The following is a 14399-nucleotide window of genomic DNA, read 5'->3' as shown; positions in this document are numbered from 1 at the left end:
AATTTATGTCAAATATTTATATTATTAAGGCTGGTGATACACTTTGGGGTATTTCCAAAAAATACCACACTACTGTTAAAGAGTTAGCAAAAATAAATTCTTTACATGGTAAAAAAATTCATAATTTAAAGATAGGACAAAAAATACATTTAAAAGCAGATTTGAATGGCGATGATGAACATGAAACACAATTAAAAATTATCATTTTAGATTTGGCCTTTAAACCAATTTTATCAGCTACAATTCAGCTTGAATTTGATGGGAAGAAAATAACAAAAACGACCAAAAATGGTGTTTTTGAGAATATTTTAATTGGTGACCATTCTAAGGGGCTAAAAGTTTATTATAAAAATGTTAATGGAACTTTTGATTTAATAGCAAATCACAAAAGCTTGCCAGTTGGTAAGAAAGTTTTGAAATTGACATCTCGGAAAATAAAGGTTGAAGGAAATCATTATGGTGAAAAAGGTGTTCCTCAATATTCTATTACTAGCATATTAAATGATTTAAAAGTAGAAGGTCGATTATTTCTTGAGGGAATAGGTGGTGCTTTGGGTTCTTCAAACAGTCCATCTAAAGCTAATAAAGTATTAACTCAGGTTCCTTCAGAAAAAAAGGAACAAAAAAGAACTGACAATGGTAATAGTACCCATATTATTGCTTCTCAATTTACGGAGGACAATTTTCTATTAAAACCAGTAAATAATAAATATAGGCGACATATAATTAGTGCCGCTAAACGACATGGTTTTACACCACATGCATTAGCAGCAGTAATTGATGCTGAGGCAGCAAAAATAAGAAAAACAGGGGAGTGGAATGTAAATAGTAAAGCTGATTCAAGTTCAGCAGCTGGGTTGACACAGTTTTTAGATGGGACTTGGCTAGCGATGTGTAAAGATAAAACTTCTTTAGTGGGGCAATATGTATTAGCAAACCCAAAATTATCTGAATTACAAAAATTGAATTTACGCTTCAACGCTGAAATGGCTATTGACGCAGCAGCAGCTTATGCAGTTAGTAACTTTAAAGCTTCGGGTTTACCTTACCAAAATTTAACTGAACCTAGTTCGATGGCAAAATTTGCATATTTATTACACCATGAAGGTTCGACTGGTGGGAAAAATTTTGTCTTGAATACCTTGAGTGAAGAACGTGCTCATAAGCTCTTATTTACTCAATTTGGTAAAAAAGGACATAAGCAAGCTTCTAATTTTTTAAAACGATTTAGTAATGCTAAAGCAGCATATGGTGCGTGGCTACGAAACTATATTGATGGACATATTGATATATATAATTACATGGTTAATAAAGAGAAAACTTCAAAAATTAATATCAGCATGGATGAAACGATTAAGTTACTTAAAGGGCAATCTGTAGCAATGCCCGCACCTAAACCGCAAACTAGTCAACCTAAAAAAACTACTGATCCATCAAAACCTACAATATCACCTTCTACGCGACAAAAGGTTGAACAAGAAATAATTGGAGGTGCGGATAGTTGGCATAACCCATTAGCAAGTTGTAAATTAAGAACTGCTGGATTGGCAAATGCAAAAGGAGCGACATTTGGCAAGGTTAGAAGTAATGAAACAAAGAACCATCAAGGAGTAGATTTACAAGCTAATCCAGGGGAAGAGCTTTATGCAGTTTGTGGTGGCATGATTGAGGTAGCTGAGGCAACAACTGGAGCATATGGTAAAATTGTTGTTTTAAAAGTAAATATAAATGATTTACCAGCGAAACAGAAAAAATATGCGCAAAGTAAATTATCACAAAGTACATTTGTCTACTTCTTTTATGCACATTTATCCGTTATTAGTGTTGAAAAGAAAACTCCTGTTGATGTAGGTGATGTCATTGGTAAAACTGGGGATACTGGTAATGCTAAGGGAATGAACACTATTGCTAAAGGTGGACATTTACATTTTGAAGCTAGGAGTGAACCAGTGTTAGGTAAAGGTTTAGCTGGAAGAATTGATCCTATTCCATTTATTGATGCAAATTTACCATATTAATTTTAAATACTTGATAGTAGACGACTCATGAAAAATATTAAAGCTTTAATTTTACTACTTGGTCTTAATCTAATTATTTCTTCTGGATTTGCGAAAACAAGTAATAGTTGGGATGACTATATGCAAGATGCAATCCAAATAAATTCACCAATAGAATTTATTGATAAATATAACAAATATACAGTCATTAGCCCTAAAAAGAAGATACGATTGACAGATTTTGGGAATATCGAAAAAAATAAAAATGGAGTGAAATATACTTTAAAAAAATATGGTGTTCAGATTTTAAACAACAATAAAGTTTATAATGTTTTTAAAACAACTACTACCTTGAAGTCTGATGTGGATTTTGCATTATTGTACAATTATAAGAATATAGTTGCTTTTAGAGTTAGAGAGTTTAGTACTATTGATTATATTAAGAGTCCGTATAGTACTTCTGAAGTAACTACTTATATTTATAATTTTGATTCAAATAATTTTTCTAAAATTACAGTTCTATTATCTGATTCAGATTTATATGGTGGGGATGTAGATTTATTAACTGGTGATCAATTTACATTTAATTCTAAAAAAGGAATTTATACTTATTTGGCAAATATTAAATATGCGAAAAATGGAAAGATTGGTACATTTAAAGTTGATTTAAATAATTCTTTAAAGTGTATCTCAGCAACATTAGGTTGTGAAAATGTAGGGCTATCTTCAGCAGAATTGGATAGCGCTAGTAAGTAAGCTATGAGAAAGCTAATCTAGTTGATCTTACGTGATTTTTAGATAGCGCATCATTATGAGCACTCATTCATGAATAATATTTATATCTTAATTTTTATAAGCGCTTTAATTGCATGTAGTGATAAAAGCCAGAATAAAATACAAAACAGTTCAAATAATGAACCAAATGTAATGGATACCAAAGTACAAATACAACAACCTACTGGTACAAGTGAAGCTTTGGTAGTAGGTGAAACAACGGAAGCTGTGGATAAGACAGTTACAACGAGAGAAAGTAATCAAGCAGTTCAAATTTCTTGTTCAAATCAAAATATTACAGAATGGTATGGCTTTGATGAGTCCACTGCTGAGCCAAAATGTGAAGTTGTAAAAGATTTTAAGTTACCATCTTATAAATGTGATGTTTCTAAAAATGCTTTTGGTGCAGATAAGGATGCAATTTTATTGGAGAATCAAGAACAACGAATCTTCGTTTATTCAAACTCTCTAGATTGTAATGAAATTTTAGAGATACGAAATTCTAATGCACCATAAAATTGATATCTTAAAATCTATATTTTAAGTTTTATTGAGATGGTGAGCTACAGTTTTGATAGAAATAATTGGTGTTTGGACGTTAATTATGAAATTTATAAAGAAAACAGTAGCATTTATGGTTCTAATGAGTAGTGTGAGTTTATATGCAGTAGATGATAATACCCAACAATGTTTAAAGTATTGGAATGAACAAAAGAAAATTGATCTAAAAGTTCGGATCTAAAGCTTTTTATACCCAAGATGGGAATAGTAGAAAACCCAAAATATTAGGAATAAATTTTGCTCCTGGTTATTATCATCATTTACATATTGGAACATGTATACCAAGTCTATAGGATATCTAATATGAGGTTTTTATTAATTTATATATATGCGTTTTTATTTGTTGGGTGCGGTTTTAATACTCAGAATACTCAGAATACTCAGAATACTCAGAATACTCAGAATACTCAGAATACTCAGAATACTCAGAATACTCAGAATACTCAGAATACTCAGAATACTCAGAATACTCAGAATACTCAGAATACTCAGAATACTCAGAATACTCAGAATACTCAGAATACTCAGAATACTCAGAATACTCAGAATACTCAGAATACTCAGAATACTCAGAATACTCAGAATACTCAGAATACTCAGAATACTCAGAATACTCAGAATACTCAGAATACTCAGAATACTCAGAATACTCAGAATACTCAGAATACTCAGAATACTCAGAATACTCAGAATACTCAGAATACTCAGAATACTCAGAATACTCAGAATACTCAGAATACTCAGAATACTCAGAATACTCAGAATACTCAGAATACTCAGAATACTCAGAATACTCAGAATACTCAGAATACTCAGAATACTCAGAATACTCAGAATACTCAGAATACTCAGAATACTCAGAATACTCAGAATACTCAGAATACTCAGAATACTCAGAATACTCAGAATACTCAGAATACTCAGAATACTCAGAATACTCAGAATACTCAGAATACTCAGAATACTCAGAATACTCAGAATACTCAGAATACTCAGAATACTCAGAATACTCAGAATACTCAGAATACTCAGAATACTCAGAATACTCAGAATACTCAGAATACTCAGAATACTCAGAATACTCAGAATACTCAGAATACTCAGAATACTCAGAATACTCAGAATACTCAGAATACTCAGAATACTCAGAATACTCAGAATACTCAGAATACTCAGAATGAATTTTTGAAAATGAATATTGGTAGTAATTATAAGCAACTAGAAAAAGAAAATAAAATTAAAATAGATAAAAGTACTAAGGGTGTTGATGGTTGTTTTTATGCGGAAAGTAAAGATGAAACTATAGATTATATCATTGTTAATGATATAATCTCATCTGCAATGTATAGGCGTTCTAGGTTTGTGAATGCTACTTCTAAGGAGGTAAAAACAAAGTTTAAAAATTTTGAACATATTAATGATGAGTATGATGAAAATTCTTATTATTTAATAAGTAAAATAGATGAAGTTAATGGTGTAAAGTTTCATATTGTGGGTGATAAGGTATTTGAAGTCTATTATGGTGAGCTAGGTGAGCTTAGATTTCAAGAAGGTTGCTTATAGTTTTTAAAATCAAAATTTTAATAGATAAATAAATAATAAAATTTCATTTATAGAAACGTGTGGAGATTTTAAATGAAAAGATATATATGGGTTGTATTTTTATTTCTATCCATAGATACATATGCTGAAATAAAATTTCCTTTTAAATCAGATTCATTATTTATAAATAATAATTTTATTGATTTAAGTAAATATGAATTTAGTAGGAATGATTTAAAGTTATTTTATTCGGGTGAGGATGAAGTTCGAATTCTCCAAACTATGAAGAAGAAAATAGCAGGTAAAGAATACTTACTTGCACTAGTTGCTGTTAATTTTAACAATTATGAAGGAGCAGGTCCTGCACAAGTTATATTTTTATCTGGTGGAGAGAATAAAAAGAAAAATTATCAAAATACTATATTTATAGTTATGGGAGGAAAATTTCCAATTCTAGAAGATGAAGTTAAAAGATTTCAAAATATTAATGAGAAAAAGTTGAAAAATTATTGTATTCAAAGTTTTTTACTTAATGCTGATTTAAGTAAAATAGAAGAAATGAAATGTGTAGGAAATGAGCCTAGTAGTGAAAAGAGGAACTTTAAGTTTAATATAGAAAATTTAGGGTATGATGAAGTCTAAGACAGGTATGAATAATAATTACGTATATTTTCATAATTTTTATCAATTGCTAAGAGTATTTAATATGAAAGCAACAATTCTTTTAATTTTATCTATTTTAGTACTAGTATCTTGCTCGAAGGGTTTTGAAACAGATAATCAAAATAGAAAAGAGGTGCTTAATACGGATTTTGGTATGTATGGTTTTAATGATATTAATATTAATATTAATGATAAATTTTCTTCTAAGCTAGTTGAGATAAGTGATAGTCGTATTGATGATTGCTTCATGGCTCAGAAAAAATCAGCAGATAACGATGTTGATTTTCAAATAATGAATGATCAAATTTCGGTAATTTCTTCAATGAAAAATGGTAGGTCATCATATACTGGTGTCAAAATTGGTGATGATGAAAAAATGATTTATTTAAAGCATAAATCTAAAAAGTTTAAAAAAATAGAAAACCCATATGGGGATCCAAAAAATGAATATTCTATTATTTTTTGGAATGATGATAATGAAAAGATCGGAACTAGATATGATATTGAAAGCCAAAAAATTATTTCTATAAGTGTAGGTAATCAGGATTTAGTATTAATGGAAGGTTGTGCTTGAAAACTTCACACTATTTTTAGATAGCGCATCATTATGAGCACTCATTCATGAAAAATATTTATATCTTAATTTTTATAAGCGCTTTAATTGTATGTTCGAATACGATGGGTTCAAAACAGCAAAAAATAGGTGAAAAAGCTATTTATGCAAATAGTGAACAGGATTTGAATAAAAAATATTTGGATATAAAAAATTATATTCGAGATAATCAGCCTGAGCTAAAGTATTTAGTTGATATTCAGCGAGCGTGGTTGAAAAATAGAAATTTGAAGTGTCAATTTGATGGCAAAAATCCTAATGTCGAAAATTATAAGTGTTTAAGTGATAGCAATTATATAAAAGTGCAGGATTTGAAAAAAAGCTATTTAAACTTTGAAAATCTGGAAAATAGTTTAATAAGACCTTTTAGGTACACAGATGGTATAGGGAAAAAATTAGAGGTAGGAGGCTGTTGGTGTAGCGAGAGCATGATAAAAATTTTAAAAGATAAAATATATGTATATCAAGCATGTGATGATAAATTAAAAACACCACGAATATACAAAATTGTTGGAAAAAAAATAAGCGAATTTTCTGTAGAATATCAGATTGATACAAATAATAATGGTGTCTCAGAGTTTAATTTATCATTTGTTACAAATGGAAAAAATGTTTGGAATATTGTACCAATAGTTTTTAGAAAAGATGATTTGATAAATTTAAATTTTTCAATTAATTATACTACTGATATAGATATGAAGGTTAAAAAGCTTGATTGTTCTGATTCAGAAGAATGAGTATTGAAAGCTTAATGTTTTTTTTTGAAAATTTATAAAAATATTCATCTGATAAGTTGGAGTAAAATGTGAGAAGAAATTCTATATGATTTTAAATAGAAAAACTGTACTAATAATATTATTAATTATCTACTCATCTTTATCTTGGTCTAGTGAGACGTTAGTAAAAGAGAATCATAAAGTTTATTTTAAAAGTAATAATTCTAAAATATTCCTATTTGAAGATTCGAATTATTGTTTTGATAAAGATGCTTTTTCAATAGAGCATTTAACTAATGATGAAAGAAAATATTTGGTTGTTAATCATACAGAAGATTGTAATCCAAGTGGAGAACACAAAATATTTGAAATTACTGATAAAAAGGCTGTTAATTTCTATCTTAGTTCATTGTATGATCCTGAGTTCTTTTCAAATGAGGGTAAAATTGTTGAAAGATTTAAAGATGGAGCTATTCGTTATACTAAAATATATACACTAAAAAATAATAGATATCATTTAAGTGAGGAAATAAAAACGCTAGATGAGAATATTAATCTAAGCACTATTTTTGATAATAGAATGAAGAAATTTCAGCTAGAAGATAATTCAAACAAGAAAATAAAATCATTTAACGTTCGTGTGGATAGGTTGTATTTATATAATGATAACTTTAAGAAAAAGAAATCTTATTTTATAAAAGGAGATGTATTGATTTTGCATGAAATTATTGAAATAAAAAAAGATTTATACATAAAAGTTAGTTATAAAGGGAATGATCAAATAGGATATGTGCTTTTAAAAAATTTGATTTAGCGGATCTTCCAAGGTGAAGGTCATACGTATAGGAGGGGTGTTTAATGGTAAGCAGAATTTTTTTATTTTTGATTGGTTTGATGTTTGTATGTGCAACCGAAGCGGCTCAGCCTAAGTCAAGTCATACAAAGTTATATTTTTCATATCAAATTTGTGAAAGTTCTGGGAAGTGTAAAAGTTTTACCCCTACAAAAAATGCAGATCATTATCTTTTTAAAAAGCTTCAACCTGCGCATGATGAATTCTATATCAAAGATCATGGTGGTGATTTCTATTTATACTATAAAAATATTTATAGTGAGGATGTTCAAGTTGGATGGGCCAACGCGCAAAAACTAACGAATAATAATGAGCGTGAGTTAAATCTAGAGATTGATAAAATTTACTTAGCTTTGGGTGGAATAGATTTTATAAAAAATGGATATGCAAACAAACAAGCTGAATCAAAGAACTTTAAATTAGGCTTGTATTATTTAGAGGATCATTATGAAAGTGCTCCATATTATCAAAAGCAAAAAATAGTTTTTAAGAAAATCGCGAATGATTTAGTTTTAGAATGTAATAGCTATCTGAATAATCCTTCCGTAAAAGATAATTTTTATGGGATATTTTATGGGGCCTGCTCTGAAGGCAAAAAGGTTTATTTCAAACAGATCAACTGAATCAACCCTCAAATTAATCGAAAAGTAACGTATTAAAATCGCTATAATGCATTTTTAAAATTTCTTCGTTTTAGCTATGTCATATCAAGTCTGGTTTGCCTACATGTTGGCCTGCTGGGTGATCAGTATCTCACCTGGTGCAGGTGCAATTGCATCTATGTCGAGTGGTCTAAACTACGGTTTCCGTAGAGGCTATTGGAATGCTATCGGCCTACAACTGGCATTATTGCTACAAATTGCAATCGTGGCGGCAGGAGTGGGTGTTCTATTTGCAACGACACCTTGGGCTTTCTTGGTTGTGAAATGGTTTGGGGTTTTGTACTTACTTTATCTCGCATATTTGCAATGGACAGCAAAAACACAATCGATTGATATTCAAAAAGAACAACCGACAAAGTCGATTCCAAAATTGATCGCTTATGGCTTTATTGTGAATATCAGCAATCCTAAGGCGATAGTTTTTCTTTTGGCGGTTTTACCGCAATTTTTGGATTTATCGAAACCACAATGGATTCAATATGTGATCATGGCAATCACGATGGTAACGGTAGATTTGATTGTAATGGCAGGTTATACAGGTTTGGCTGCCAAAGTTTTAAGATTGCTAAAATCACCAAAGCAACAAAAATATATGAATCGAACCTTTGCTGTACTCTTTAGTTGTGCGGCTGTGCTGTTGAGTTTGGTGCATCAATAAGTGTGAAAATAGGTAAGATCAGCTTGCTTGAAAATAAAATATAAGCAAAGGAAATAATTTGAATTATCTAGAATTTTATCTCTATGTGATCAGTGTCATTGTGATGATCGCAACACCTGGGCCTGTCATGATTTTAGTTGCAAGTGCGGGTTTGAAAGGCGGGTATCGTAAATCCTTACAAACAATCGTGGGGACAAACCTTGCATCTTTGGTCTTGATTGCTGCTTCTATTCTAATTTTAAAAGGCATGCTGAGTGTAAATGAAACACTCTTTGTTTTGATTAAAGTTTTAGGTTGTCTCTATATTGGTTATTTGGGCTATCAGATTTTAAAAGAAGCATTATTTCAAAAGGATCAGCCCTTAACCACGGTATTATCTCCCATCGATGGTGGCTTAGTAAAAGGGTTCCTCGTCGGTATTTCAAATCCAAAAGATATCATTTTCTTTTCTTCATTTTTTCCACAATTTATTGGCATTCATTCGGATATCAATATCAGTCTGTCTATTTTAGTGATTGCGTGGATTATTTTAGATTTTCTAACCTTATCTGTGGTTTATCTGTCTTTTAATAAATTGTCTAAAAGCCGAATTTATCCAAAAATTTTAGCATTATGTGGGGCTGTTCTAGTATTTATTGCTGCCTACGGTTTATATATTTCACTACAGAATATTTTCTAGTATTCAGTATGAAATGAAACGTTGTCTATTTGAAAGAAGGTCGTCGTTTAAGCGGCCTTTTTCATTTTCATTACACAGAAAGTCACAGTAAAAAGTAACGACATACACAATACAATACTTAAACCTGTTGAAATATTCAGTGCGGCACTTGACCATAAACCTACAGTTACACCTATTTGTGCAACGATAAACGCATTGAGAACCATCTGCTGAGGTGAGTGTGAAATTAAACGGGAAGTTAAAGCTGGAATGACCAGTAAAGCACCCATTAACAATGATCCGACAGCACGTAATGCTAAAACGGTAAATAAAGCCAAAAGCAACATAAAAATTAAACGTTGCCATTTCGCATCAACCCCTTCACTGACTGCAATATCAGGGTCAATCGCAATCTGAATCTGCGCTTGCCAATACTTATAGAGTATCGCCAATGCGCCAATAATGACTGCTGCAAAGGTCGGTAAATCAGACCATTCTATGGTGAGTAAATCACCAAACAAATAACTGAGTAATTCTGGACGTAAAGCAGGTAAATGCTGAATCAATAATAAACCAGAACACAGCAAGGTCGCAGAACACAGCGCCAACAAGGCATCATTGGGAAGACGGGGGTCATGTAAAACCCAAAGAATAGCGACCAATAAAATCGCAGTAAACGTCACGCCAAGCCAAAGTGGTAAACTGAGCACCGCAGCAAGTGCCACGCCAAGCAATGTACCGTGTGCCATGGTATCTGCGAAGAACGACATTCTACGCCACAACATTAAACAGCCTAAAGGTGCGGTGAGAAACACTAAAAGTGTACCCATGATCCATGCAGGTAATAGTAATTCTAACCATTCCATCATGGTTTAAGCTTCCGGTTCAGGGTGAATGTGTGGACGTGGATCATGTTCGCAAGTTTTCGCAGCATCACCATGTGCGCAATGATCATGGTGATGTTGGTAAAAAGCCCGCTGTGTTGCATAAGTATCGCCAAATAAGGCTTGGTATTCAGGATGTTGTTGAATACTATCGGGTAGACCACTACAACAAATATGCTTATTTAAACACACCACACGTTGCGTACCTTGCATCACCCATTGTAGATCATGGGAAACGATCAAAATTGAACAACCATAGCGTTCAGGTAAGCTACGGACATAACTATACAATTCAGCTTCGGATTGAATATCCAAACCTTGCATGGGTTCATCGAGGACTAAAATATCAGGTTGACGTAATAATGCACGTGCTAATAAAACCCGTTGCCGTTCGCCACCTGAAAGTTGTTGCACTTTAGAATTTTCGAGTTTGGCAATGCCTGTATCTCGAATAATCTCTGATTTAATCGTTTTGTCGCATTTTTCAAGATCAAGTAAATCTTTGACGCGCAACGGTAAGCTATGAGATGGATTAAACTTTTGAGGGACGTAAGCCAGTTTTAACTTTTTCTGGCTGATAATTTTGCCTGAGTTGGGTTTTAAAATACCCAATAAGACTTTAATTAATGTGGATTTCCCTGCGCCATTGGGGCCAATTAGCGTGACAATTTCTTTCTCTTGTAAAGAAAAATCGATATTTTTTAAAATGTCACGTTCATCGATGCGTACATTAATATGTTGCAATTGAACTAATGTGGGACTTACACCTTGTTCGAGCACTGCTGGCATATTCCTGAAATCTCAATAATACTGTGGTGTGCTTTAAACCCATCCGAATCTGAAAGCTGGTCAAGTTGTTGAATTAGACCTTTTGCAGAAGCTTCTTTAACAATATGACAGCTTGTACAAATAAGAAAAGCGGCTTGATGTCCTTCACGAGGGTGACAACATGGGATATAGGCATTAATCGAGGTTAAACGGTGAATAAAACCTTTTTCCAAAAGGAAATCTAACGTTCTATAAACAGTAGGTGGGGCAGCAGGGCGCTCTGAAGCGCCTTTCATTTTTGCCAAGAGATCATAAGCACCGACAGGCCCCGTAGCATTCAAAATTAACTCAAGCACTTCTTTACGCAAAGGTGTAAGACGCGCACCAGAGGTTGCACATAGGTTTTCTGCTTCTGATAGACGAGCTTCTACATTTAGATGATCATGCACACCATGTAAAGTGTCATGGTGTTCGTGTGAACAAACGCTCATATCAGACCTCAGGACTTGTTATTTGGATAATGACGGGAATCGTGGATATTAACATGAAGCACAATCAACTTACGAATAGCATAGGCAATTTTTAGCTTTTGTTATATTATAACAATAATAACATAAATTTTTCCGGTAATACATTTTCATGAATCGCATTATTGCTTTTTGTTTATGTGCGCTATTTTTTAGTGTTACATGGGCTCAGGCACCATTGGTGGTATCAACTCATCCTATTTACCTCATTGCAAAAGAAATTACGCAAGGTGTTGAAGAACCTGTACTTCTATTAGGCAATCAAACAGGTCACGATGTACAACTCACACCATCAAATCGTAAAACGATTATGGATGCTTCTTTGGTGATTTGGGTGGGTAAAGAGCATGAAGCACCGCTTGAGAAAGTATTGGGAGGCAATGCAAAAGCCTTTTCTATCTTGGATTCAGGCATTATCCAAGCTTTGCCTTTGCGCAGTACGCGTGGTATAGCGTTAAAAGATACGGTTGATACGCATGTTTGGTTAGATCCCAACAATGCAGTACGTATCGGGTTTTTTATAGCGGCATTACGTTCACAGCAATATCCTGAAAATAAAACTACGTATTGGAATAATGCAAAAAACTTTGCCAAAGAAATGTTATTCGCTTCACAAAAAGTTACTGGTGCAGGCGCAGCTCGTCCTTATTGGGCATATCATGATGCATATCAATACTTAGAACGCTCATTAAATTTGAAGTTTGCAGGTGCATTGACGGATGATCCGCATATTGCGCCGACAGTTGCCCAGATTAAGTTTTTAAATGATACGCGTCCGTACAAAAAAATGTGCTTATTGGCAGAGTCGAGTGCGAGCCCAAGTCAATACCGAAAATTAGGTGCAATCGCATTTCAATCCGTTGATGAAACCTTGGCAAAACAACAAGATTTTGTGGTTGCATGGCAAACTTTGGCACAAGAAACACAAGCTTGCGTACTTAATGCACGGAAATGATTTAAAAAATAATCAACAATTGTTTATATGAAAAGCAACCTGCATTTTAAAAAAACACGACTAAGGTCGGGAAAAGATTGCATGTTCAGGGGTGTAACTCTATAATGCCTGCGATTAAAAACGATCATCAGCTAAACTTGTCAAGCATTTGTGCTGTGAGTGGATAAAAAATGAGCCAAACTAATCGCTTGATTGACCGACGATTAGCAAAAGCTTTGGTCTATTTACAAGCGTTAATGATTCCTGTTTCAGCCTTGATAGCGTGGGTCTTGAAAGACTCGACTGCGGCTTTGAGTGCAACTTTAGGTGCACTTATATGTTGGCTCGCCAGTTGTTATTTTTCTTGGCAGTCGTTTCGAGCAGCAGGGGCACGTGCTTCAAAACAAGTTCTTTCGAACATGTATAGAGGCTTGATGGGCAAGTTTACAATTGTGATCGTTGGTTTCATTTTAATTTTAAGCAATGTTAAGCCGTTATCCCCGGTTGCATTGTTTTGTGGTTTTATTCTCGTTCAAACAATGTCGTGGGTCGCTCCTTTTTGGGTGGCACGGCAACAAAAAAAACGAGTATAAGCGCAGCAGAAATTGAAAATTTTTTTGGGGATTAACGAGATATCATGCAGCACGCGATATTCGTTAACTCTATTTATTATTTGACATTGACCAGGTGTGATTTATGGCTGCTGAAGAACATGCCCTGACTTCGACCGAGTATATCAAGCATCACTTGACCAACATGACCTATGGCAAAATGCCAGACGGTACTTGGAAATTGGCTGAGAATGGTGCAGAAGCTCAACAGATGGGGTTCACTGCTATTCACTTGGATTCAATGGGTTGGTCAATTGGCCTTGGTTTGATTTTCTGTTTGATTTTCTGGTGTGTAGCGAAAGCTGCAAACTCTGGTGTTCCTACCAAGTTCCAGTCTGCAATCGAAATGATTATCGAGTTTGTTGACTCAAGTGTTCGTGATACGTTTCATGGCAAATCACGTTTAATTGCGCCTTTAGCCCTCACAATTTTTGTGTGGATTTTCCTCATGAATGCGATGGATTTACTTCCAGTAGATTTCATTCCATATCTTGCAGGAGTTATTGGTTCAAACGTATTTGGTATGGATCCACACCACGTTTACTTCAAGGTTGTTCCATCTACAGACCCTAACATTACCCTAGGTATGTCATTGTCTGTATTTGCGCTAATCTTGTTCTATAGTATTCGTGAAAAAGGTATCGGCGGTTTCGTCGGTGAATTGGCACTTAACCCATTTAACCCAAGTAACCCAGTTGCAAAAGCGTTATTAATTCCAGTGAACTTAATTCTAGAATTAGTAACATTCCTTGCACGTCCAATTTCATTGGCGCTCCGACTATTCGGTAACATGTATGCGGGTGAGTTAATCTTCATCCTTATCGCTTTGTTACCTTTCTGGATCCAGTGGGCGTTGTCTGTGCCTTGGGCTATCTTCCACATTCTTGTTATCACGTTGCAAGCCTTCATTTTCATGATGCTTACAATCGTATACTTGAGCATGGCAAGCGAAAAACATTAATGGTATTGCCTAACTAT

19 protein-coding genes are annotated in these 14399 nt (G+C 33.5%); 15 read left to right on the top strand and 4 right to left on the bottom strand.

All coding sequences use genetic code 11. The annotated features are described in order from the left end of the window. Positions 1–5: 5 nt before the first annotated feature. The 4 genes from CDA10_RS14055 to CDA10_RS16840 all read left to right on the top strand — a co-directional run bounded on the left by CDA10_RS14055 (position 6) and on the right by CDA10_RS16840 (position 3513). Complete coding sequence (locus tag CDA10_RS14055; RefSeq protein ID WP_089606208.1) at positions 6–2018, top strand: peptidoglycan DD-metalloendopeptidase family protein; 2013 nt, start codon at positions 6–8, stop codon at positions 2016–2018. 27 nt (positions 2019–2045) lie between these two features. Next, on the top strand, positions 2046–2753 hold the full coding sequence (locus tag CDA10_RS14050; protein WP_089606207.1) for a hypothetical protein: 708 nt from the start codon (positions 2046–2048) through the stop codon (positions 2751–2753). A 69-nt stretch (positions 2754–2822) separates the two neighbouring features. Beyond that, a complete protein-coding gene (locus tag CDA10_RS14045) occupies positions 2823–3287 on the top strand; it encodes a hypothetical protein (RefSeq protein ID WP_089606206.1) in 465 nt (154 codons plus the stop codon). An 88-nt stretch (positions 3288–3375) separates the two neighbouring features. Next, complete coding sequence (locus CDA10_RS16840; RefSeq protein WP_157909361.1) at positions 3376–3513, top strand: hypothetical protein; 138 nt, start codon at positions 3376–3378, stop codon at positions 3511–3513. A 155-nt stretch (positions 3514–3668) separates the two neighbouring features. On the opposite strand, the gene CDA10_RS16835 is transcribed toward CDA10_RS16840, so the two are convergent. Beyond that, positions 3669–4550 carry a hypothetical protein gene (locus CDA10_RS16835; protein ID WP_157909360.1) on the bottom strand — a complete coding sequence of 294 codons (882 nt, stop codon included), beginning with the start codon at positions 4548–4550 and terminating at the stop codon, positions 3669–3671. Between CDA10_RS16835 and CDA10_RS14035 the strand changes: the two genes are divergently transcribed. The 8 genes from CDA10_RS14035 (at position 4524) to CDA10_RS14000 (ending at position 9718) form a co-directional block, all read left to right on the top strand. Beyond that, positions 4524–4895 carry a hypothetical protein gene (locus tag CDA10_RS14035; protein WP_089606204.1) on the top strand — a complete coding sequence of 124 codons (372 nt, stop codon included), beginning with the start codon at positions 4524–4526 and terminating at the stop codon, positions 4893–4895. The two genes, CDA10_RS16835 and CDA10_RS14035, sit on opposite strands and share 27 nt — an antisense overlap. Positions 4896–4967: 72 nt before the next feature. Next, positions 4968–5516, top strand: coding sequence for a hypothetical protein (locus CDA10_RS14030; RefSeq protein ID WP_089606203.1), 549 nt, complete (start codon positions 4968–4970; stop codon positions 5514–5516). Positions 5517–5580: 64 nt separating this feature from the next. After that, positions 5581–6111 carry a hypothetical protein gene (locus CDA10_RS14025; protein WP_089606231.1) on the top strand — a complete coding sequence of 177 codons (531 nt, stop codon included), beginning with the start codon at positions 5581–5583 and terminating at the stop codon, positions 6109–6111. 47 nt (positions 6112–6158) lie between these two features. Beyond that, positions 6159–6887, top strand: coding sequence for a lysozyme inhibitor LprI family protein (locus CDA10_RS14020; RefSeq protein ID WP_089606202.1), 729 nt, complete (start codon positions 6159–6161; stop codon positions 6885–6887). An 85-nt stretch (positions 6888–6972) separates the two neighbouring features. Beyond that, positions 6973–7680, top strand: a complete 708-nt coding sequence (locus CDA10_RS14015; protein ID WP_089606201.1) for a hypothetical protein — start codon at positions 6973–6975, stop codon at positions 7678–7680. Between the two features lie 44 nt (positions 7681–7724). Then, entirely contained in the window at positions 7725–8342 is a 618-nt protein-coding gene (locus CDA10_RS14010) for a hypothetical protein (RefSeq protein ID WP_089606200.1), read from the top strand. Between the two features lie 76 nt (positions 8343–8418). Further along, positions 8419–9039 carry a LysE family transporter gene (locus CDA10_RS14005; protein WP_089606199.1) on the top strand — a complete coding sequence of 207 codons (621 nt, stop codon included), beginning with the start codon at positions 8419–8421 and terminating at the stop codon, positions 9037–9039. 58 nt (positions 9040–9097) lie between these two features. Continuing rightward, entirely contained in the window at positions 9098–9718 is a 621-nt protein-coding gene (locus CDA10_RS14000; protein WP_089606198.1) for a LysE family translocator, read from the top strand. A 47-nt stretch (positions 9719–9765) separates the two neighbouring features. On the opposite strand, the gene znuB is transcribed toward CDA10_RS14000, so the two are convergent. The 3 genes from znuB to CDA10_RS13985 are packed head-to-tail and all read right to left on the bottom strand — an operon-like array spanning position 9766 to position 11840. Then, entirely contained in the window at positions 9766–10566 is an 801-nt protein-coding gene (gene znuB, locus CDA10_RS13995; protein ID WP_089606197.1) for a zinc ABC transporter permease subunit ZnuB, read from the bottom strand. A gap of 3 nt (positions 10567–10569) precedes the next feature. Next, positions 10570–11370, bottom strand: a complete 801-nt coding sequence (gene znuC / locus CDA10_RS13990; RefSeq protein WP_089606196.1) for a zinc ABC transporter ATP-binding protein ZnuC — start codon at positions 11368–11370, stop codon at positions 10570–10572. After that, positions 11343–11840, bottom strand: a complete 498-nt coding sequence (locus tag CDA10_RS13985; RefSeq protein WP_089606195.1) for a transcriptional repressor — start codon at positions 11838–11840, stop codon at positions 11343–11345. Before CDA10_RS13985 ends, znuC begins: the two co-directional genes overlap by 28 nt. A 148-nt stretch (positions 11841–11988) precedes the next feature. Here CDA10_RS13985 and CDA10_RS13980 point away from each other — a divergent pair, with 148 nt between their 5' ends. From CDA10_RS13980 to atpB, 3 genes are all read left to right on the top strand, one after another. Next, positions 11989–12831: a metal ABC transporter substrate-binding protein gene (locus CDA10_RS13980; RefSeq protein ID WP_089606194.1), complete on the top strand. Its 843-nt coding sequence runs from the start codon at positions 11989–11991 to the stop codon at positions 12829–12831. A gap of 170 nt (positions 12832–13001) precedes the next feature. After that, the gene (locus CDA10_RS13975) at positions 13002–13403 is read left to right on the top strand and encodes an ATP synthase subunit I (RefSeq protein WP_089606193.1); all 402 of its coding nucleotides are present in this window, start codon (positions 13002–13004) and stop codon (positions 13401–13403) included. 103 nt (positions 13404–13506) lie between these two features. Continuing rightward, positions 13507–14382 (top strand): F0F1 ATP synthase subunit A, encoded by an 876-nt coding sequence (gene atpB, locus CDA10_RS13970; RefSeq protein WP_089606192.1) that lies wholly within the window; start codon positions 13507–13509, stop codon positions 14380–14382. Positions 14383–14399 lie beyond the last annotated feature (17 nt).

This window comes from Acinetobacter piscicola, from assembly GCF_002233755.1.
GTDB classification, from domain to species: domain Bacteria; phylum Pseudomonadota; class Gammaproteobacteria; order Pseudomonadales; family Moraxellaceae; genus Acinetobacter; species Acinetobacter piscicola.
Note: the sequence above shows the minus strand (reverse complement) of the source record. Positions and strands in the feature narration are given on the sequence as shown.